This is a genomic window from Parabacteroides caecihominis (assembly GCF_023656785.1).
GTDB lineage: Bacteria > Bacteroidota > Bacteroidia > Bacteroidales > Tannerellaceae > Parabacteroides > Parabacteroides segnis.
Map to the genome: position 1 here is coordinate 31,822 of NZ_JAMOKS010000028.1, position 19,593 is coordinate 51,414.

19 protein-coding genes are annotated in these 19,593 nt (G+C 47.0%); 10 read left to right on the forward strand and 9 right to left on the reverse strand.

What is annotated here, in order from left to right; genetic code table 11:
• Positions 1-3: 3 nt before the first annotated feature.
• Together rpmG and rpmB are read right to left on the reverse strand one after the other, a co-directional pair.
• Positions 4-192, reverse strand: coding sequence for a 50S ribosomal protein L33 (gene rpmG / locus NBH14_RS20390; protein WP_007657199.1), 189 nt, complete (start codon positions 190-192; stop codon positions 4-6).
• Between the two features lie 18 nt (positions 193-210).
• Positions 211-450 carry a 50S ribosomal protein L28 gene (gene rpmB / locus NBH14_RS20395; RefSeq protein WP_005638129.1) on the reverse strand — a complete coding sequence of 80 codons (240 nt, stop codon included), beginning with the start codon at positions 448-450 and terminating at the stop codon, positions 211-213.
• 265 nt (positions 451-715) lie between these two features.
• Between rpmB and NBH14_RS20400 the strand changes: the two genes are divergently transcribed.
• From NBH14_RS20400 to NBH14_RS20425, 6 genes are all read left to right on the forward strand, one after another.
• A complete protein-coding gene (locus NBH14_RS20400) occupies positions 716-1,318 on the forward strand; it encodes a nitroreductase family protein (RefSeq protein ID WP_186960995.1) in 603 nt (200 codons plus the stop codon).
• A gap of 15 nt (positions 1,319-1,333) precedes the next feature.
• Positions 1,334-2,683: a dihydrolipoyl dehydrogenase gene (gene lpdA / locus NBH14_RS20405; protein ID WP_186960994.1), complete on the forward strand. Its 1,350-nt coding sequence runs from the start codon at positions 1,334-1,336 to the stop codon at positions 2,681-2,683.
• The gene (locus NBH14_RS20410) at positions 2,683-3,423 is read left to right on the forward strand and encodes a lipoate--protein ligase family protein (protein WP_186960993.1); all 741 of its coding nucleotides are present in this window, start codon (positions 2,683-2,685) and stop codon (positions 3,421-3,423) included. Before lpdA ends, NBH14_RS20410 begins: the two co-directional genes overlap by 1 nt.
• A gap of 114 nt (positions 3,424-3,537) precedes the next feature.
• A complete protein-coding gene (locus NBH14_RS20415; RefSeq protein ID WP_186960992.1) occupies positions 3,538-4,908 on the forward strand; it encodes a dihydrolipoamide acetyltransferase family protein in 1,371 nt (456 codons plus the stop codon).
• An 18-nt stretch (positions 4,909-4,926) separates the two neighbouring features.
• Positions 4,927-6,960: an alpha-ketoacid dehydrogenase subunit alpha/beta gene (locus NBH14_RS20420; RefSeq protein WP_186960991.1), complete on the forward strand. Its 2,034-nt coding sequence runs from the start codon at positions 4,927-4,929 to the stop codon at positions 6,958-6,960.
• A 15-nt stretch (positions 6,961-6,975) separates the two neighbouring features.
• Complete coding sequence (locus NBH14_RS20425; protein ID WP_186960990.1) at positions 6,976-7,518, forward strand: flavodoxin; 543 nt, start codon at positions 6,976-6,978, stop codon at positions 7,516-7,518.
• A gap of 10 nt (positions 7,519-7,528) precedes the next feature.
• Here NBH14_RS20425 and NBH14_RS20430 read toward each other — a convergent pair whose 3' ends face one another.
• The 5 genes from NBH14_RS20430 to NBH14_RS20450 all read right to left on the reverse strand — a co-directional run bounded on the left by NBH14_RS20430 (position 7,529) and on the right by NBH14_RS20450 (position 15,621).
• Complete coding sequence (locus NBH14_RS20430; protein ID WP_186960989.1) at positions 7,529-7,969, reverse strand: helix-turn-helix domain-containing protein; 441 nt, start codon at positions 7,967-7,969, stop codon at positions 7,529-7,531.
• A 234-nt stretch (positions 7,970-8,203) separates the two neighbouring features.
• Positions 8,204-9,760 (reverse strand): alpha-L-fucosidase, encoded by a 1,557-nt coding sequence (locus tag NBH14_RS20435; protein WP_186960988.1) that lies wholly within the window; start codon positions 9,758-9,760, stop codon positions 8,204-8,206.
• Positions 9,761-9,936: 176 nt separating this feature from the next.
• A complete protein-coding gene (locus NBH14_RS20440; protein ID WP_186960987.1) occupies positions 9,937-11,298 on the reverse strand; it encodes a TolC family protein in 1,362 nt (453 codons plus the stop codon).
• Positions 11,299-11,316: 18 nt separating this feature from the next.
• Positions 11,317-14,499 carry an efflux RND transporter permease subunit gene (locus tag NBH14_RS20445; RefSeq protein ID WP_186960986.1) on the reverse strand — a complete coding sequence of 1,061 codons (3,183 nt, stop codon included), beginning with the start codon at positions 14,497-14,499 and terminating at the stop codon, positions 11,317-11,319.
• A gap of 18 nt (positions 14,500-14,517) precedes the next feature.
• Entirely contained in the window at positions 14,518-15,621 is a 1,104-nt protein-coding gene (locus NBH14_RS20450; protein WP_186960985.1) for an efflux RND transporter periplasmic adaptor subunit, read from the reverse strand.
• Positions 15,622-15,832: 211 nt separating this feature from the next.
• Between NBH14_RS20450 and NBH14_RS20455 the strand changes: the two genes are divergently transcribed.
• From NBH14_RS20455 to NBH14_RS20470, 4 genes are all read left to right on the forward strand, one after another.
• Entirely contained in the window at positions 15,833-16,741 is a 909-nt protein-coding gene (locus NBH14_RS20455; RefSeq protein ID WP_186960984.1) for a helix-turn-helix domain-containing protein, read from the forward strand.
• Positions 16,742-16,829: 88 nt separating this feature from the next.
• Entirely contained in the window at positions 16,830-17,036 is a 207-nt protein-coding gene (locus NBH14_RS20460; protein ID WP_186960983.1) for a hypothetical protein, read from the forward strand.
• Entirely contained in the window at positions 17,026-17,322 is a 297-nt protein-coding gene (locus NBH14_RS20465) for a type II toxin-antitoxin system RelE/ParE family toxin (protein ID WP_186960982.1), read from the forward strand. Before NBH14_RS20460 ends, NBH14_RS20465 begins: the two co-directional genes overlap by 11 nt.
• Positions 17,323-17,415: 93 nt before the next feature.
• Complete coding sequence (locus NBH14_RS20470; RefSeq protein ID WP_186960981.1) at positions 17,416-17,922, forward strand: hypothetical protein; 507 nt, start codon at positions 17,416-17,418, stop codon at positions 17,920-17,922.
• Positions 17,923-18,006: 84 nt separating this feature from the next.
• Here NBH14_RS20470 and NBH14_RS20475 read toward each other — a convergent pair whose 3' ends face one another.
• Both NBH14_RS20475 and NBH14_RS20480 read right to left on the reverse strand, forming a co-directional pair.
• Complete coding sequence (locus NBH14_RS20475) at positions 18,007-18,903, reverse strand: helix-turn-helix domain-containing protein (protein ID WP_128134235.1); 897 nt, start codon at positions 18,901-18,903, stop codon at positions 18,007-18,009.
• Positions 18,904-18,968: 65 nt separating this feature from the next.
• Positions 18,969-19,481 (reverse strand): cupin domain-containing protein, encoded by a 513-nt coding sequence (locus NBH14_RS20480; RefSeq protein WP_186960980.1) that lies wholly within the window; start codon positions 19,479-19,481, stop codon positions 18,969-18,971.
• Positions 19,482-19,593: the final 112 nt, after the last annotated feature.

Here is a 19,593-nt window from a genome sequence, read left to right on the forward strand (position 1 = left end):
CTATTACTTAATTTCTTTGTGTAAAGTCATCTTCTTCAGGATCGGGTTGTATTTCATCAATTCCAATCTCTGAGTAGTATTTTTTCTATTCTTAGTAGTGATGTATCTGGATGTACCCGGCATACCACTTTCTTTGTGTTCAGTACATTCCATGATTACCTGAACTCTGTTACCTTTTGCTTTCTTTGCCATTTCTTATTTTCCTCCAAATTAAGCGTTTAAATAACCTTTTTCAGCTGCTTTTTTAATTGCTGCATCTAAGCCCAGCTTATTGATAGTACGCAAGCCTGCGGCTGAAATATTCAGGCTAACCCAACAATCCTGTTCTACCCAGTAGAACTTTTTAGTAAACAGGTTAACATCAAACTTACGTTTCGTTCTTCTCTTAGAGTGAGAAACGTTGTTGCCAACCATTGCTTTCTTTCCGGTAATTTGACAAATTTTAGACATTGCTATCTTCTTTTTTTATTAACGCAATAAATTAATTACAACTCCTGCTATCTGTCTTCCCTTTCCGAACTAGCATCATGATCAGAACGAAGATTCTAATAGAGTTTCTCTCTTTACAGGGCGCAAAGGTAAAAATTATTTTTGATTATTCCACACAAAACGCCAATAAATTTCACTTATAAATACATACAGACTTCCGTACAACAAAAATACAACTTTATTGGTTTTAGTAATAATAATAAACATAAATACTTACGTAAAAATTATGACTAGAAACTTTAAGGAAGCAGTAGAACACAGGAGAACCTACTATAACATCACCAACAGCTCTCCTATTTCGGACCATGAGATTAAAGAACTCATCGCATTCGCAGTGAAAAACGTACCTTCTGCCTTCAACTCGCAGTCGACACGAATCGTTCTTCTTTTGGGCAAAAATCATAAGAAGTTCTGGGACATCACCAAAGAAGCATTGAAAGCTATCGTTCCGGCAGAAGCTTTTGAAAAGACACTTGCCAAAATAAATACCAGTTTCGATTGTGGATATGGCACCGTCTTGTTCTTTGAAGATATGGAAGTGGTTGAAAATTTGCAGAAAGCATTTCCCAGCTACAAGGATAATTTCCCTGTCTGGTCGCAACAGACTTCTGCCATGCACCAGTTCGCTATCTGGACGATGCTGGAAGATGCCGGTTTAGGTGCTTCCCTTCAACATTACAATCCTTTAATCGATGAAAAGGTGCAAAATGAATGGAAACTCAATCCGAACTGGAAGCTTATCGCACAAATGCCGTTCGGAACGCCGACCAAAGAACCGGGAGAAAAAGAATTCAATCCCATCCAGGAACGTTTCTTTACTTTTGAATAATTTAATTTGCAGGTTATGAAATATGACATAGCCATTATCGGAGGAGGACCGGCCGGCTATACAGCCGGTGAACGGGCCGCCGAAAATGGATTAAAAACAATCCTCTTTGAGAAGAATGCCATTGGCGGGGTTTGCCTGAACGAAGGGTGTATTCCGACTAAGACATTATTATATTCAGCCAAAATACTGGATAATATAAAGAGCGCCGCCAAATACGGAATCCAGGCAGACAATGCCCCAGGCTTCGACTTGGGCAAAATTATCGCACGTAAAAACAAGACCGTCAAAAAACTGACACTGGGTGTCAAAGCCAAGCTGAACGGCAACGGCGTGACAATCATACAGGGAGAAGCTGTAATCCGGGGAGAGGAAGACGGATATATATTGATTCAGTGCGGCGAGGAAGTTTTTGCGGTAAAGAATATTTTGCTCTGTACCGGTTCGGAAACCGTCATTCCACCGATAAAAGGATTGTCGGAGATTGCTTACTGGACTTCGAAAGAAGCACTGGATGTGAAAGAACTTCCCCGGTCGATTGCTATTATCGGCGGCGGAGTAATCGGAATCGAATTCGCCTCTTTCTTCAACAGCATGGGAGTTAAAGTGAAGATTATCGAGATGATGCCCGAGATACTCGGTGCGATGGATAAGGAGATATCTGCAATGCTGCGGTCCGAATATACCAAAAAGGGCGTCGAATTCTTTCTTGAAACTAAAGTCATCGAAGTCACACCCGACAGCGTGATTGTGGAAAAGGACGGAAAGACTGAGACAATCGAAGCCGACAAGATACTGGTCAGTGTCGGACGAAAAGCCAACACGAAAAACCTGGGCATCGAAACGCTGGGCATCGAACTTCTCCGAAACGGCATAAAGGTAAACGAATACATGCAAACCTCCCACCCCAACGTCTATGCCTGTGGGGACATCACCGGCTTTTCCATGCTGGCCCATACAGCATACCGGGAAGCGGAAGTTGCCATCAACCACTTACTGGGACACGATGACCGGATGAGCTATAAGGCTGTCCCGGCCGTGGTCTACACCAACCCGGAAGTTGCCGGCGTAGGAAAGACGGAAGAGGAATTACAGGCTGCCGGTATTATATATAATGTAGTAAAGATACCGATGACCTACTCCGGACGCTTTATGGCCGAAAACGAATCGTTCGCCGGACTGTGCAAACTAATAACGGATACCGACGACCGTATTATCGGTTGCCATCTTCTGGGAAATCCGGCTTCCGAAATCATTATTGCCGCCGGCATAGCCATCGGGAACGACTTTACCACCGAAGAATTCAAAAAGAACATCTTCCCCCACCCGACAGTCGGGGAAGTCATCCACGAAAGCTTATATTTATAATGCTTTGCATTCATAACACCCATACAGACGCCTGGTTCAATCTTGCCGCAGAAGAATACCTTTTAAAGAATTTCTCAGAAGATATCTTCATGTTGTGGCAGAATGAACCGGCTGTCGTTATCGGCAAATACCAGAATATCCGGGCAGAAACGGATATCGAATATGCCCGGCAAAAACGAATCAGGTTGGCACGCCGTTATTCCGGTGGTGGTGCCGTTTATCACGATATGGGAAACCTGAATCTTACTTTCATCGAAAACAGCAATCAGATACGTTCTTCCGTATTCACCGAAAGTATTATCCGCTTTCTGGAACATTACGGACTACATGCCCGTTCCGACGAAAGGCAGGGGCTGACAATCGACGGCCTGAAAATTTCCGGCAGCGCGCAAGCTATCCACAAACGGAGAATGCTGCATCATGCCACGCTCCTTTTCTCCACAGACCTGGAGATACTCAACCGGGCACTCCAGCCTTCTCCCGAATATACCGGCGGGGAAGTTACGGCACATCCTTATTACGTTCCATCAGTAAAAAGTCCGGTAACCAACCTGTCAGACAAGCTGCCTGTTTCCGTTTCTATCGACGCATTCAAACAATCTTTATCCGATTATTTCTCCAACGAAAACACCTCCAGCGCCCCATACGAATTCACCTGCCACGACCTGGAAGAAATCCGGTTGTTAAGGAATAAAAAATATGCTGACGTAAACTGGATTTTCAATACTTACACCCTGTAATATAGAACTTTCACCCTCCCTTCCTTGTTCCATTAAAACAATAGAATAAACCCGGACACGTCCGTTTGATTTATTCATCCGGCGGTAAACAAAAAGATAAAAGTTAATTATATTATGGCTACATTTGAAATAAAAATGCCCAAACTGGGCGAAAGCATTACAGAAGGAACGATTATCTCCTGGTCTGTAAAAACCGGCGACTCTATCAATGAGGACGACGTACTCTTTGAAGTAAGTACAGCCAAAGTCAGCGCGGAAATCCCCTCTCCCGTTGCCGGGAAAGTCCTTGATATATTATTCCAGGAAGGCGATACCGTTGCGGTAGGCACAACCGTTGCCATCATCGGACTCGAAGGCTCGGAAGATGATACGGATAATGATACAGCTGGTCATACGACCATTCCCGAAAAAGAATCTGCTGAAACACCGGCAAACGACAAGAACATTCCCTCTACCGCTCCCGTCCCTAAAGCACAGGCCGCTAAAGAAGACGAAAGATGGTATTCACCCGTCGTACTTCAGATGGCCCGCGACGCTAATCTGTCGCAGGATGAACTGGACCGGATTCCCGGAACCGGCTATATGGGGCGCCTGAGTAAAAAAGACATGAAAGATTATCTCTCGGGAAAGAAAGATGCGACAACGAAAACGCAATCCCAACCAGCTTCACAGACTGTAACTGAAAGCAAACCGGCTCCGGCTTCACAGGCCAAACCGGCACAGACAAGTCCGGCATCTTCCACTCCCGCTTCACAAGTAATATCTTACGCCCCGGTATCAGCCGGCAGCGAAGACAAGGTGATGGAAATGGACCGTGTAGGCAAGATTATCGCCGACCATATGGTTATGTCGAAGAACGTATCGCCCCATGTGACAACTGTCGTGGAAGTGGATGTTACCAAACTGGTTCAATGGCGCTCACGCAACAAGGAGGCATTCCGGAAACGGGAAGGCATCAGCCTGACCTATATGCCGGCCATTACGGAGGCAACAGCAAAAGCCTTGTCCGAATTTCCCCAGGTAAACGCCTCCGTCAACGGCTACCAAATCATTCTGAAGAAACATATCAATGTAGGAATCGCAGTCTCGCTGGATGACGGGAATCTGATTGTCCCGGTTGTTCGCGACGCCGACAAGCTGAACCTGAACGGCCTGGCTGTCGCCATAGACACTCTGGCAAACAAGGCACGCGACAACAAACTCGCGCCGGACGACATTCAGGGAGGCACTTTCACAATCACGAACTTCGGAACATTCAAGAACCTGTTCGCTACACCAATCATCAACCAGCCCCAGGTTGCTATCCTGGGAGTCGGTTATATAGAGAAAAAGCCGGCGGTCATCGAAACACCGGAAGGCGACACCATCGGAATCCGGCATAAAATGTACCTGTCCCTGTCATACGACCACCGTCTTATCAACGGTGCCCTGGGAGGTGCTTTCCTCCGCCGCATTGCCGATTATCTGGAAAACTGGAGTCTTTAATAATTAAATCAATTAAACATGAAAAAGTACGATATAAAAAATACGGATAAAGAAACACTGCAAAAGTGGTTCTATCTGATGACACTCGGCCGGGCTCTCGACGAAAAGGCCCCTGCCTACCTGCTGCAATCGCTAGGCTGGTCGTATCATGCTCCCTACGCCGGACATGATGGGATTCAGCTTGCGGTCGGGCAGGTTTTCAAAAAGGGAGAAGATTTCCTGTTCCCTTATTACCGTGACATGCTCACCGTTCTATCGGCAGGAATGACTCCCGAAGAAATTATACTCAACGGCATCTCCAAGGCGACCGACCTGACTGGCGGAGGCCGCCACATGTCCAACCATTTTGCAAAAACAGAATGGAACATCGAAAATATATCCTCCGCAACCGGCACACATGATTTGCATGCTGCCGGCGTCGGGCGTGCCATGGTTTACTACGGGCACAAGGGGGTTGCTATCACTTCCCACGGTGAATCGGCCACTTCCGAAGGCTTCGTCTACGAAGCAATCAACGGTGCCAGCACTGAACGCTTGCCTGTCATCTTCGTCATCCAGGATAACGGATATGGCATTTCCGTCCCGAAAGAAGACCAGACCGCCAACCGCAAGGTTGCCGACAACTTCTCGGGGTTCAAGAACCTGAAGATTATCCATTGCAACGGCAAAGACGTCTTCGACTCCATGAACGCCATGACGGAGGCCAAAGAGTATGCCCTCAACCGTACGCCGGTCATCGTACAGGCTAACTGCGTACGTATCGGTTCGCATTCGAACTCGGACAAACATACTTTATACCGCGATGAAAACGAGCTGAATTATGTAAAGGCGGCAGACCCTCTGTATAAATTCCGCCGCATGCTTCTCCGATATAAACGTTTTACCGAAGAAGAGCTGAAGGAGATAGAAGACAAAGCAAAGAAAGACCTGTCCGCAGCCAACCGGAAAGCGCTTGCCGCTCCCGACCCTGACCCTGCCACAGTTACCGATTTTGTCTTGCCCGAACCTTATATTCCCCGGAAGTATACAGACGGCATACCACACGATGAAAAGGGAGAAAAAGAAACATTGGTCACCGCCATCAACAAGACGCTGAAAGCGGAGTTCCGGTACAATCCGGACACGTTCATCTGGGGGCAGGATATTGCCAATAAAGAAAAAGGCGGCGTCTTCAACATCTCGAAAGGGATGCAGCAGGAGTTTGGCGACGCCCGTGTCTTCAACGCTCCGATTGCCGAAGACTATATCGTCGGTACGGCCAACGGCATGTGCCGTTTTGACCCCAAAATACATGTCGTGATAGAAGGTGCCGAATTTGCCGATTATTTCTGGCCGGCAGTCGAACAGTATGTGGAATGTACCCATGAATACTGGAGAAGCTACGGACAGTTCACGCCCAACATCACGCTCCGTCTGGCTTCGGGCGGATACATCGGCGGCGGCCTGTATCATTCGCAAACGATAGAAGGGGCACTGACGACCTTGCCCGGTGCACGAATCGTTTACCCTTCATTTGCCGATGATGCCGCCGGCCTACTCCGGACAAGCATGCGTTCGAAAGGGTTTACCCTCTTCCTCGAACCGAAGGCTTTATATAATGCGGTGGAAGCCTCGGCCGTGGTTCCCGATGATTTCGAGGTTCCTTTCGGCAAAGCACGCATCCGCCGCCCGGGAGACGACATGAGCATTATCACTTACGGCAATACCACGCATCTCTGCCTGAACGTTGCCGAACGGTTACAACGGGAACATAACCGGAATGTCGAAGTTATCGACCTCCGCTCCCTGATACCGTTGGACAAAGAGACTATTTTCGAATCTGTTAAGAAGACAAGCAAAGTCCTGATCGTGCATGAAGACAAGGTCTTCTCCGGTTTCGGGGCGGAAATTGCCAGTATGATTGGCGCCGAACTGTTCCAATATCTGGACGCTCCGATACAGCGCGTCGGCTCCCTCTTCACCCCCGTCGGATTCAACCCGATACTCGAAAAGGCAATCCTGCCGAATGAAGAGAAGATTTATAAGGCGGCAAAAGAATTGTTGGATTACTAAAAAAGCAAACGAATAATGAAAAAAATAGGATTATTTTACGGAACTGCGACAGCTAAGACTGCTGCTGTCGCCCAAAAGATAAAGAAAACGTTCGGAGGAGATATCGTCGATATCATTCCTGTCGAACAATCCGATGAAAAGGAGTTTAATGCATATGATTATATTATCGCAGGCTCTTCCACCTGGTTCGACGGCGAACTGCCGACCTACTGGGACGAGACGCTCCCCGAACTTACCGGTCTCGACCTGACCGGCAAGAAAGTCGCCCTCTTCGGATTAGGAGACCAGAAGAAGTATCCGGATAATTTCGCCGATGGAATCGGCATTTTAGCAAAAGCCTTCACCGACCGGGGAGCCACCCTAGTTGGAAGGACGTCGCCGGAAGGATACCATTTCAACCGATCCGGTGCACTGCAAAACGGGCAATTCCTCGGATTGATACTGGACATAGAGAACCAGTCCGATAAAACCGATGAAAGAGTCCGGAAATGGGTCGGACAGCTAAAAACCGAGTTTGAGAAGGGTGCCCCTTCTTCCGACGAAGAATTTAACTGCTGATCGTTCCTCGTCAAGAAATACGATAGTTCCACCGCCAATCTTCCGGCGACATCTTAAAGCGTCGCCGGAAAACCCGGAACAGGCCGCTGGGACTATAACCACAACGTTGTGCTACCGCCCGTATTTCACATTTACTATGCGTCAGCATGTATTTGGCCATCTCCAGCGAATAGTCTTCAATGAATTGTGCGACCGACGTACCGGCCAGCACTTTTATCGCACCATTCAAATCAGAGACGCTCACTTCAAGTTCCCTGGCATAATACCCCACAGGAAGCGCCCCTCCGGCATGGAGCAACGGCATAAAATGATCTATAAACGTATTGCCGCTCGGACGATAACCGGGAATAATAGCAGGAAGGCCCATCCAGCGCTCTTCTTCGGTTGCCGGACGAGGGTCGATGCTTACAAACAGTTTGGTGACTGATATGGTAGGAAATTTATGGCTCATGCGTTGCTCTTTTAAAGTTACGCCGGTAAAGATAAAGGATAAAAAGCGGAGAAACAAGTCCGGACAAATAAAAATATTGCCAAGCTGATTAGCGCGGCAATTTCGAAGTCCTACAACAGTGCCGACTTATTCAAAAAGGCATTTTCCGCCAACTTCAAAAATGCCAAACTACTTAACGAGACACTGTCGTGGATCTTCAATATTGCCGCGCTAATCAGCCTGGCAATATATACATTATATTTCTTCTTCTGAAGCCTTATAAAAGCCTATCTCCGATAGTTGCGGAACATCCCTAGCCCCATTTATAATAATCCGGGCTTTGTTGCAACGTACGGGAGCAAAGCGGAGAATCCGTTTATATCCGACCGTAGTCCCTTCTGCCACCGTTTGCCATCCGTCACTTGTCAGGCATTCCAGCGCAAAATGTTCGATACGTTGTCCTTCCGTGATATTCTCCTGCAAAAGGAGCCGGTCGAATATCTGTTCGTCCTTAAAAGAGATTTCGAGCGTATTGGCTTCTCCGGAACCCTGCCAGTAAGTTTCCAGGTCGTTATCCGTCAGTTCGGTAGTTTTACCAGAAGACAGGACGGCGTTCTCCAGCAGGTTCTTTTCAAACGTCTTTCCCAATATCCGTTGCATGTTCATCAGGGAGGAAATATCGTTTTCGTGGATCAGGCCGCGTTTGTCGGGAGGCAGGTTCAGGAGTAGCAGCGAGTTCTTCCCGACCGAACTATAATAAATATCTATCAGCTTCTGAGGCGTTTTCACCGAAGAATCTTCCGAGGCATGGTAATACCAGCCCGGGCGGATGGAGACATCGACTTCCGAAGGATACCAAATCGCTCCTTTCGCATCCGTCAGTAAAGAACGGCTTCCCAAATCCTGCGCCATTTTATTTCCTTCCGGTAAGAATGTACCGCTACCCGCCTCTTGCTGCGAAGATTCGGCAATGGAAGCTAAACTGGATGCTGCGGCAGGCAAAACGCTCCATTCGGTATCGCGACCGTAACCGCTTTCCGTCCCGACCCATCTCACGTCAGGCCCCATAACGGCAATGACAGCCTGCGGCTGCAAGCGTCGAATCTCTGTATAATAGCGCATAAAATCATACTCCTGCTTTTTCCCGTTCGGGCCTTCACCACAGGCACCGTCGAACCAGACTTCGTCTACACGGCCATATTGCGTCAGCAATTCCGTCAGTTGGTTGACAAAATAATAATTATATTTTTCCGTGCCATAATCGGGATGATTCATATCCCAGGGAGACAGATAGACGGCAAACTTCAAGCCGTATTCCTTGCAGGCATCCGCCACATCGCGGACAAGGTCTCCTTTCCCCTCTTTCCAGGGAGTGGAGGCCACCGAAAAATCGGTATAGGCCGAAGGCCACAAGCAGAATCCGTCATGATGTTTACAGGTCAGCAAAATCATTTTCATTCCGGCCTCTTTCGCCGTCCGTGCCCACTGTCGGGCATCCAGTTCGGTCGGGTTGAAGACGGAAGGGTCTTCTTTCCCCGTCCCCCATTCCACATCGGTAAAGGTATTCACGCCGTAACAGATAAAACAGGTAAATTCCATCTTCTGCCATTCCAATTGCCGTTCGGAAGGTACGACATGGGCTGCCAGACGTGCCTTTTCATCTGCGGAAGCATTTTCCGGAAATAAACAGGAGGTTATATATATTTCTTTTTGCCCGTCGGTATTGTTCCCGCTCTGCTGTCGTCCGCAACCGACAAACAACAAAGATAGTATCACGCATCCGGCACATAGATTTCCTACTATTGTTTTCATGATATTACAATTAGATTAAGTGAAGGCAAAAATAGATATTCTTTTTTACACGCTAATTGTACAATCAGAGACTATTATTGTATAATCTTATCACTGAAAGGCATAAAAACGGGCTGCCCTAAAATCACTTTCCAGGCAGCCCCTCCTTTGTTGTACGAAAAATAAAAAACAGTGGGCTATTCTCTTCCGCCCCCCAAAGCCCTGTAGAGATTAATCACGCTTTGTATCTCAGTAAAACGGTTGGCGGTACGGGTTAGTTGTGCGCTGAGCAGACTCTGCCTGGCTGTCAACACTTCCAGATAAGTGGTCGTGCCGTGCTCCATCAACAGAGAAGTGCTTTTTAATGCTGCTTCCAGGGACGTGATTTGTTTGTCCAGCAAGAAACTCTTTTCACGGCTGGTTTGACAAGCAGTCAGGGCGTCATTTACCTCGCTTCCGGCATTCAGCAACGATTGCTGGAAGGCAAGGGCCGCCTCTTCCTGTTGCAGCTTGGTAATCTTGTACTGGGCGATAATCTCCCCACGGGCAAACAATGGCTGTGTCAGCGAACCTACTGCCGAAGCCAGGAACTTGCCCGGGTTTACAATCATCGAACCGGCATTGTTCGTCCATCCCGCGCTACCGCTCAATGTTATCGAGGGATAGAAAGCGGAACGCGCCTGGTTGGTTCCGTAGAAAGCGGCTTCCAGCGTCCTTTCAGCCGAACGGACATCGGGACGGTTTGCCAGCATCTGCATGGGAACACCGAGGGAGAAGTTGTCGGAGAACTGTTGCACTCCCAACTCTCCCCGTTCATAATATCGCGGAGTCTCAGCCAACAAAAGGGCGAGACTGTTTTCCACCTGGTTTATCTGCTCCTTCAGGTCTAGCACGGAGGCCTGTACCTGGTAATAAGCCGCCTCCATCTGCGATACGGCTGATTCGTTGGACAAGCCGGCTTTCATCAGGGCACGGGTGGAAGCAACGGTTTCTTTCCATGCTTCCTCCGTCTGGCGCGTGATGTAAAGCTGCTCGTCCAACATCAGCAAAGTATAGTAGGTGTTGGCTATACCGGCTATCAGCTGAGTGCGGACTGCCTGCTGATAGTCACGGCTTTGGGCAAATAGTGCTTTAGCTTGTTCTTTCGCATTACGCATACGTCCGAAGATATCGAGTTCCCAGCTGGCGGTGATAGGCAACGAGTAAGTCTGCGTTGCCTTACGACCGTCGAAACTACTCACAGATCCCTGCGGAGTAAAGGCGAAAGAAGGGAGGAATGCCAGTTTTGCAGACATCAAAGTCGCTTCGGCCTGCTCCACACGGAGTTGGGCCGACTGGTAATCGGTGTTATTCTGCAAACCTTGTTCGATAAGTTGTTGCAGCTGCGGGTCGGTGAAGAGTTCACGCCACTCCATGTTACCGAAGCTGGCGGTGTCTTCTGCCACCACTTCCTCGCCATAGAGATGGTCGGGGACGGTGGTAGCGGGTTTATATTTGCTGTATATGCCGCAACTGCTTAGCAAGGCAGATACAGTCGTTAACAGAATTATCTTTTTCATATTCCTTTTATTTATTGATTATTCAACGCCGCCACGTTCGGTTGCACTTCTCTCCTGTTCCAGCATAACCTGTACGTCGGCTTCTTCTTCCATCGGTTTACGTATCTTTTCCTGTAGATATTCAAAGATGATATAGAATACCGGAACTACAAACAGCAACGCCAGTGTTCCGACAGCCATACCGCCAACGACACCTGTACCCAACGAACTGTTACCGTTGGCACCTGCACCGCTGGAGAACATCAACGGAAGCATACCGAAAATCATCGTCAACACCGTCATCAGGATAGGACGCAGACGAACCTGTGCGGCTGAATAAGCCGATTCGACGATACCCATTCCTTTGCGGCGGCGTTCGATGGCGTACTCCGTAATCAGGATAGCCGTCTTTGCCAGCAAACCAATCAACATAATCACACCTGTCTGCAAATAGATGTTGTTCTCCAATCCGAATATCTTGGCGAACAGGAAGCTACCCATCAACCCGAACGGTACGGAGAAGATAACGGCAAACGGAACCAGGAAGCTCTCATAAAGACAAGCCAGAATCAGATAAATAAGGAATATACAAATAGCATAAATGAAAACCGTCTGTGCACCGCTGCTGCTGGCCTCTTCGCGGGCCATGCCGCCGTATTCGTATCCATATCCTGCCGGCAGGCTCTGTGCTGCCACCTCTTCGATAGCCTTCTGCACCTCACCGGATGAATATCCTTCGGCCGGGTTCACATTCGCTGTAATGGTGCTATACAGATTGAAACGGTTGGATGTTTCCGGTCCGAGCACTTCCGTCAATGTCACGAACTGGCTGATAGGAGCCATTTCCGCTCCGTTACGCACGAACATATTATCCAAAGACTGCTGGTCCAGGCGATACTCGGGCGAAGCCTGCATCATTACGCGGTATACTTTACCGAACTGGTTGAAGTTCGAGATATAAGCGCCACCGCAATAACTGCCCAAGGCATCGAGTACGGTGCTCGGTGAGATACCTGCACGTTTACATTTTGCCGCATCGACATCTACCGATATCTGCGGGAAGTTCATCGCATAAGAAGTATAGGCCATCGTTATTTCCGGACGCTGGTTGAGCGCACCGAGGAACTGCATCGACGAATTATAGAATGTAGCCATATCGCCACCAGTCCGGTCCTGAAGGTTCAGCTCAAGGGAGTTACCCATACCGTACCCCGGAATCATGGCGGGCTGGAAACTGAATATCTGTGCTTCCTTTATACCGTAGAACTGTGCATTGAGGCGTGCAGCCACGGCATCGGAGTTATGCTCCTTCCCTTTTCGCTCGCTCCAGTCTTTCAGGCGAACGATAATTGTACCATAGGATGTTCCCTGCCCGGACATAAGTCCATATCCGGCAACACGGGCATAGTGTTCTATTTCAGGAGTATTATTCAAAATATCTTCCAGCTTGTTCATTACCTTGTTTGTCTCTTCCAGCGTGCTTCCCGGCGAAGTACTTACGTTCACCATGATAACGCCCTGGTCTTCCTGCGGTACGAGTCCCGTCTTAGTGGTATTCATCAGATAAACCAACAGAACGATGGCAGCCACCAGCGAAGTCCATACCATCCAGCGATGATGGATAAAGAACATTACACCTTTCTTATATTTACCCAGCACAGCATTAAATGAAGCATTATAAGCTGCACGTACCCGTCCGTTGATACTCGTTGCACTCTTCGTTCCATCCGACGGACGCATCATGATGGCACACAGAGCTGGACAAAGGGTCAACGCTGAAATCATGGAGATACCTACCGCAGTAGCCATCGTGATACCGAACTGTGTATAGAACACACCCGATGTTCCGCCCATAAATGTTACGGGGATAAACACTGCCATAAATACACAGGTACAGGAAACGATAGCCATCGTCACGTCGCCCATCGCATCTTTCGTAGCGAGATAAGACGACTTATATCCGGCATCGAACTTTGACTGCACCGCCTCGACCACCACAATGGCATCATCCACCACCGTTCCGATGGCAAGTACCAACGCAAACAAGGTCAAGATATTCAAACTGAATCCGACAGCCACAAGGCAGGCAAATGTTCCGACCAGCGACACTATAATAGAAATAGACGGGATAAGCGTACTCTTCAAGTCCTGTAGGAAGAAGTACACCACCAGGATAACCAGGATGATGGCAATAACAAGCGTCTCCACCACATTATGTATGGAAGCGAAAAGGAAGTCGTTCGAACTCATCATCGTGACGAACTCCGTCCCTTCCGGTAAGCTCTGCTCCATCTGCTCCATCTGGGCAGTTATTTGTTTATTGACAGCCGTTGCATTGGAACCTGCTGTCTGGAACATCATAAAAAGAACAGCCGGTTTACCGTCCATCTCGCTACGGAAACTGTACGTCAACGTACCCAGTTCCACATTAGCCACATCTTTCAGGCGAAGTACGGAACCGTCGCTCTGCGAACGGATAACGGTGTTCTGAAACTCTTCCACGCTTTTCAAACGTCCGCGATACTTCATCGTGAACTGGAAAACATTCTCCGAATTTTCTCCCAGCGAACCGGTAGGCGCTTCGATATTCTGTTCGCCCAGCACTGCCGTCACGTCCGAAGGGACAAGGCCGTACTGCGCCATCCGTTCCGGACGCAGCCAGATACGCATACTGTATGTATCACCCAATTCCATTACATCACCCACACCTTCAATACGTTTGATTTGGGGAATAACATTGATGTCCAGGTAATTGGCGAGGAAAGTCTGGTCGTAACGACCGTCGGTACAGACCATTGCACCGATTTGTAGGAAGCTGGTCTGGCGTTTCTGTGTAGTCACACCAATCCTTGTTACCTCTGCCGGTAAAAGTCCCTGTGCCTTGGATACACGGTTCTGTACATTGACAGCTGCCATGTCCGGGTCTGTCCCCTGCTTGAAATATACCTGTATAGTTGCCGAACCGGCATTGGTGGCAGTGGAAGTAATATACATCATATTCTCCACCCCGTTTATACTCTCTTCCAACGGCATGACAACACTATTCATCACAGCATCAGCATCGGCCCCCGTGTAAGAAGCGGTCACATAAACCGTAGGCGGCGCAATGTCGGGATACTGTTCCACCGGCAGCGTAAAGAGCGAAATAAGCCCTATCACCAAAATCAGCACGGAGATACAGATAGCCATCACCGGCCGTTTTATAAATATGTTTCCTTTCATATTCTTTTTCTCCTTGTTTTATTTTACGACAGTACCTTCGCGTACCAACCCGGCACCTTCCGATACAATTTCATCACCGGCTTTCAACCCGTCGAGCACGACATACTCGCGCCCGTCGTTAATGCCGGCTACGGTTATCAGGGTGGAGACAGCCTTGCCGTCCACGACCTTATAGACAACAGTCTTATCCTGCAACCGGACAGTCGCCCCCTGCGGGACAACGATACAGTCTTTATAAACGCTCGGTATCACTACCGTGCCCGATGCTCCGCTATGAAGCAATCGCGATTCGTTGGGGAATACCACACGTGCCACCACCGTACCTGTCTGACGGTCGATGACTCCACTGATGGATTCTATGATTCCTTTTTTGTCGTAAACCGAATTATCGTTCAGTTTCAGTTCCACTTCCGGCATGTTCTTCAATGCGTCGTCCATGCTTCCGTGCTCGCGGGTCAGGGCTAGCAACTGGTTTTCAGTCATGGAGAAATAAACATACATATCGGAATTGTCGCTTACTGTCGTCAACGGCTGCGGTATACTCGCGCTCACCAATGCACCTGCACGGTAAGGCAATGCGCCCACAACACCATCGCACGGACTTTTCACTTCCGTATAAGAGAGATTATTGCGTGCATTCAGTTCCTGCGCTTCGGCCTGTGCCAATTGTGCTTTGGCAGAGAGGAAAGTGTTCTCAGCCGTTTGCAGGCTGAAGTCCGAAACGACCTTCTGAGCATTCAGTTCCTTATTACTGTTATAGGTCAATTCTGCTGTTGCCAGTGCGGCACGTGCCGCTTCCACGTTAGCAGTAGCCGTTTTGAGAGCTGCCCTGTAAGGCACCTGGTCAATAACGAAAAGCACTTGTCCATGACGTACTTTTTGCCCTTCAGTTACGTAAAGTTTCTCGATAGTTCCTGATACCTGAGGATAAATGTCGATATCCTGCCGCCCACGTATCGTCGCCGAATAAGAAGAAGTAAGCTCTTTGTCCGCCGGAGCCACTTTCATAATTGAATAAGAAGATTTCATCTGTGCATCCGGAGCTTGTTTACAGGATACCATCCACATCGTACAACCGACAATCCCTATCAGCCGTATCCATTTTTTACTTGTTTTATTCATACTATTGCTATTAAAAACTGGGACAAATGTAGACGAAAGGAACATAGCCATAGTGCCCCATTTCTCTCCAAGGATGTCTTATTTTCCCCCACCATCGCTTTTTTATGCTAATTTTTTATACCCATGTGAAATACAGGACATCAAAGTAGTGAAATAGAACATCTTAGTTGTCCGGTTATTCGCCAAATTTGCAAAAACAAAAATAGAGTATATGGAAAATGAAGAAATCAAAACTGTCAGTATAGAAGACTTTAAGACCAACGAGAATATCATCGATTATATAGATGACGATTTTGCAATAGTGAACAGCCTGGAAGGAGCTCCAACCGGTAATGATACGGTACGATTAGATTGTTTTCTCCTGGCTATTTGTGTGGAAGGTTGCATTCAACTGGATATAAACCGTAAAACTTATCAATTGGAAGATGGCGACCTGCTACTTGGCCTTCCCAACACCATCATCAGCCATATTATGTTAAGTCCCAGGAATAAAATCAGGCTTGCCGGTTTCTCCACCCGCTTCTTGCAACGTGTCCTCAAAATGGAGAAAGTGACATGGAATACAGCCATCTATATACATAATAATCCGATAAAGCGCGTTGGTGAAAACAAAAATGAAATCTTCTTTTATTACAAGGATTTAATCGTTGCAAAGATAAATGACGATCCTCATCATTATCATAAAGAAGTAATACAGCATCTGTTTTCCGCACTTTTCTGTGAGATGCTCGGGGCCCTCCACAAAGAAGCTATCGAACTGGGAGAGGTCGGACATGCGAGAGAAGGGATTAAACAGGCCGATTATATTTTCCGGAAATTCGCTGAAAAGTTATCGGCAGACAATGGCATGCACCGTTCGGTATCTTATTTTGCCGATGCGCTCTTTTACAGTCCCAAATATCTGTCGAAAGTCATCAAGAAAACATGCGGAAGGACACCATTGGAACTAATCAACGAAACAGCCATCGAGCATATCAAACACCGCCTGAAACACTCCGACAAATCCATCAAAGAGATAGCAGAAGAGTTCAACTTCCCCAACCAATCCTTCTTCGGCAAGTTTGTAAAAGCTCACACCGGCATGTCCCCCGCACGTTATCGTGATGCGAGGGTAGAATAGTTTGTTGTTTTTTTATCTACCGACCCGCTTTTTTCAAGAATAGTTCCTACATTTGTTGCCGTACTCTAATAATAAATAATATACGACTATGAAGAAAAAGAACATAGAATATCAATATCCGGAAAGTGAGCCATCCTCACTCCAAGAACTTGCTATGTCATATCAACAAGATATATCATCAAGAGAAATACCTGAACATATTTTGAAAGATATACAAATCAGCCGGGAAGAATACAAAAAGGGTTTGGCAATTCCAGTCTCAGACTTCATGAAGAAATACAGGGATGGATTGTAATCTCGTAATTACCCCTAAAGCCCAGCAGGCTATTGACGAGATATGTGATAAGGTTCTGAATGCCTGGGGAACCAGATGCTACAATAATCTGATTGACGAATTGGAGCACTGCTTTAAAATAATACAATGTTACCCGTTGGCCTTTCAGGAGAGCATTCACTATCCGGGAATCAGACAATGTGTTGTTACCCCTTTGAATATTATTTATTATATGATTGAAGGAAACGACATTATCATCCTTGCATTTGAAGATACCCGAATGAACCCCGACAAAATAACTTTTTAACTCATCTGTTAAGAAAAAAATATAATTTATTTATCTTTGCCTGCAAACATTACAGAACGTGAATAACCTTTGAACACTATTAAACAGAAAATCATGAAAGAATTTGAAGAAGCACTAGTTTGCAAATGTAAGAATGAGAGAATACCAGAAGAGTTCAATTACTTTGAGAAAGTGATTGGCGAATGGGACCTCGACTGGAATGACCGCCTCAATACCTCCACCCCACGCCGTGTGAAAGGCGAATGGATATTTTCCTGGGTACTTGACGGTATGGCCGTACAAGACGTTTTCATTGTCCCTTCAAGAGCCGAGCGGCTCATTGATATTCAGCCCGACGCCGCCTACGGAACCACCATCCGCTTGTTCAACACCGAAAGACAAGTCTGGGAAATATTCTACGGATGCCCCGAAGAATGTGCACGTCTCGAAGCATGCAAGGAAGGTGACGAAATCATCCTCACTGAAATAACCTCAAAAGCTATGAAATGGATTTTCTCCGATATCACCGACAACTCTTTCACCTGGCGCAGCATCGCTAAAAGCCCTGCAGGAGATTGGATTACACTCGCAAGAGTCTACGCTACCCGCAAAAAGAAATAAAAACAGCAATCTTTCATAATAACGAATGGCATGCAAATTAAAATTATTTATTCAATCTGCATGCCATCTATTATTTCTCATACTTTAGTTCTGCGCCCGGTACTCGTTCGGAGAAGTTCCTACGCACTTCTTGAAAAGACGGGTAAAATGCTGCGGATACTTAAATCCCAGTTCATAAGCTATTTCGCTGATAGAACGGCTGGTGTCGAGCACCTTTTCCTTCGCCATGTCAATCAACATCAACTGTATATGTTCCTGAGCCGATTTGCCTGTTTCCTTTTTAATCAGGTCGCCCAGGTAATTTGCGGAAAGATGTAACTGGTCTGCACAATACTGCACGGACGGCAACCCAATCTCTTGTGGCTTATCCGACAGGAAATAGTCGTTCAATATCTTCTCAAACTTCGACAATGTATCTTTATTTACGTTCTCGCGGGTAATGAACTGGCGGTCATAGAAACGCAAGCAGTAGTTGAGCAACAGTTCGATATTAGAAACAATCAGCATCCGGCTATGTTTATCGATCCCCCGAGAAAGTTCCAGTTCTATATTCTTCAGGCAATCGATTACGATTTGCCGCTCCTGTTCCGACAAGTGGAGAGCCTCATATACTTCATAGGAGAAGAAATTATAATTCTTTATATTGCGTCCGAGTGTCGTCCCCCGAATCAAATCCGGATGAAACAACAACGCCCATCCTTTCGGCTTTATCACCTCTCCGTCATTCGACACACCGACCACCTGGCCTGGCCCGGTAAAAACCATCGTGCCTTCCTGGTAATCATAATAATTACGTCCGTACTGCAAGTCGCCGCATTTTACCTCTTTCAGGAAGACTGCATAAAAGCCGTAACTCATCCGGGCACGTTTTATACCCGCTACTTTCGAGAAGTCGATCACGCTAACCAGCGGGTGCAACGTTTCCTGCCCTATCCGGTCATTATACTGGCAGATATGATCCATTTTTTCTATTTCAGCCATAGTCTTTCCTTTTAAATGTTTCAGTACAAAGTTAATAGATTTTTGTTATATCAGTCAAACTTCGACTATTTTACAGCTTCCGTATATTCCTCATCAGTCACTTCGCCAAGCCATTCCGCACTGTTTTCGCTTACCTTCGGAGTGATACCGATATGCGTAAAACGGCTGTCGGGTGCAGCACCATGCCAGTGGACGGTATTGGCCGGAATATTTACCACATCACCCGGTTGCAGACGTTGGGCCGGTTTGCCTCTTTCCTGGTAATAGCCGACTCCTTCAGTACAAAGCAGGATTTGTCCTACTGCGTGGGAATGCCAGTTGTTGCGGATGCCGGGAGCGAAAGTTACATTATAAATGTTACAATCATATTCCGGTTGTGTGGAAAGCATCTTCAGCCAAGCATCGCCGCTGAAGTTAGCGGTAATAGGATTGCCCAGTCCCAATACCGGTTCTTTTACCTGAGTTTTATCTTCCATTGTTTCTACTGTTTGATTATTTCCGTTATTGTTTTTACTGTTGCACACATTCACTGCAAAGAGTGCCATGCAAATCAGGATAATTACTGAATTCTTTTTCATACGCTTCCTTATTTAATGGTGTTCTGTCAATTATCTTCTTTCGATACTGCAAAAATAAGGGAACCGGAACGACCGGATTGTAGACGGATTACAGATATTTATACCAAAATTA

Bases quoted from the DNA above. Each gene is read 5' to 3' on its own strand.
- NBH14_RS20420 (WP_186960991.1), top strand. From the start codon at position 4,927: ATGAAAAAGTACGATATAAAAAATACGGATAAAGAAACACTGCAAAAG.
- NBH14_RS20455 (WP_186960984.1), top strand. From the start codon at position 15,833: ATGGAAAATGAAGAAATCAAAACTGTCAGTATAGAAGACTTTAAGACC.
- rpmG (WP_007657199.1), bottom strand. From the start codon at position 192: ATGGCAAAGAAAGCAAAAGGTAACAGAGTTCAGGTAATCATGGAATGT.
- NBH14_RS20430 (WP_186960989.1), bottom strand. From the start codon at position 7,969: ATGAGCCATAAATTTCCTACCATATCAGTCACCAAACTGTTTGTAAGC.
- NBH14_RS20465 (WP_186960982.1), top strand. From the start codon at position 17,026: ATGGATTGTAATCTCGTAATTACCCCTAAAGCCCAGCAGGCTATTGAC.
- NBH14_RS20440 (WP_186960987.1), bottom strand. From the start codon at position 11,298: ATGAAAAAGATAATTCTGTTAACGACTGTATCTGCCTTGCTAAGCAGT.
- rpmB (WP_005638129.1), bottom strand. From the start codon at position 450: ATGTCTAAAATTTGTCAAATTACCGGAAAGAAAGCAATGGTTGGCAAC.
- NBH14_RS20445 (WP_186960986.1), bottom strand. From the start codon at position 14,499: ATGAAAGGAAACATATTTATAAAACGGCCGGTGATGGCTATCTGTATC.
- NBH14_RS20435 (WP_186960988.1), bottom strand. From the start codon at position 9,760: ATGAAAACAATAGTAGGAAATCTATGTGCCGGATGCGTGATACTATCT.
- NBH14_RS20400 (WP_186960995.1), top strand. From the start codon at position 716: ATGACTAGAAACTTTAAGGAAGCAGTAGAACACAGGAGAACCTACTAT.
- NBH14_RS20475 (WP_128134235.1), bottom strand. From the start codon at position 18,903: ATGGCTGAAATAGAAAAAATGGATCATATCTGCCAGTATAATGACCGG.
- lpdA (WP_186960994.1), top strand. From the start codon at position 1,334: ATGAAATATGACATAGCCATTATCGGAGGAGGACCGGCCGGCTATACA.
- NBH14_RS20480 (WP_186960980.1), bottom strand. From the start codon at position 19,481: ATGAAAAAGAATTCAGTAATTATCCTGATTTGCATGGCACTCTTTGCA.
- NBH14_RS20415 (WP_186960992.1), top strand. From the start codon at position 3,538: ATGGCTACATTTGAAATAAAAATGCCCAAACTGGGCGAAAGCATTACA.
- NBH14_RS20460 (WP_186960983.1), top strand. From the start codon at position 16,830: ATGAAGAAAAAGAACATAGAATATCAATATCCGGAAAGTGAGCCATCC.
- NBH14_RS20470 (WP_186960981.1), top strand. From the start codon at position 17,416: ATGAAAGAATTTGAAGAAGCACTAGTTTGCAAATGTAAGAATGAGAGA.
- NBH14_RS20425 (WP_186960990.1), top strand. From the start codon at position 6,976: ATGAAAAAAATAGGATTATTTTACGGAACTGCGACAGCTAAGACTGCT.
- NBH14_RS20410 (WP_186960993.1), top strand. From the start codon at position 2,683: ATGCTTTGCATTCATAACACCCATACAGACGCCTGGTTCAATCTTGCC.
- NBH14_RS20450 (WP_186960985.1), bottom strand. From the start codon at position 15,621: ATGAATAAAACAAGTAAAAAATGGATACGGCTGATAGGGATTGTCGGT.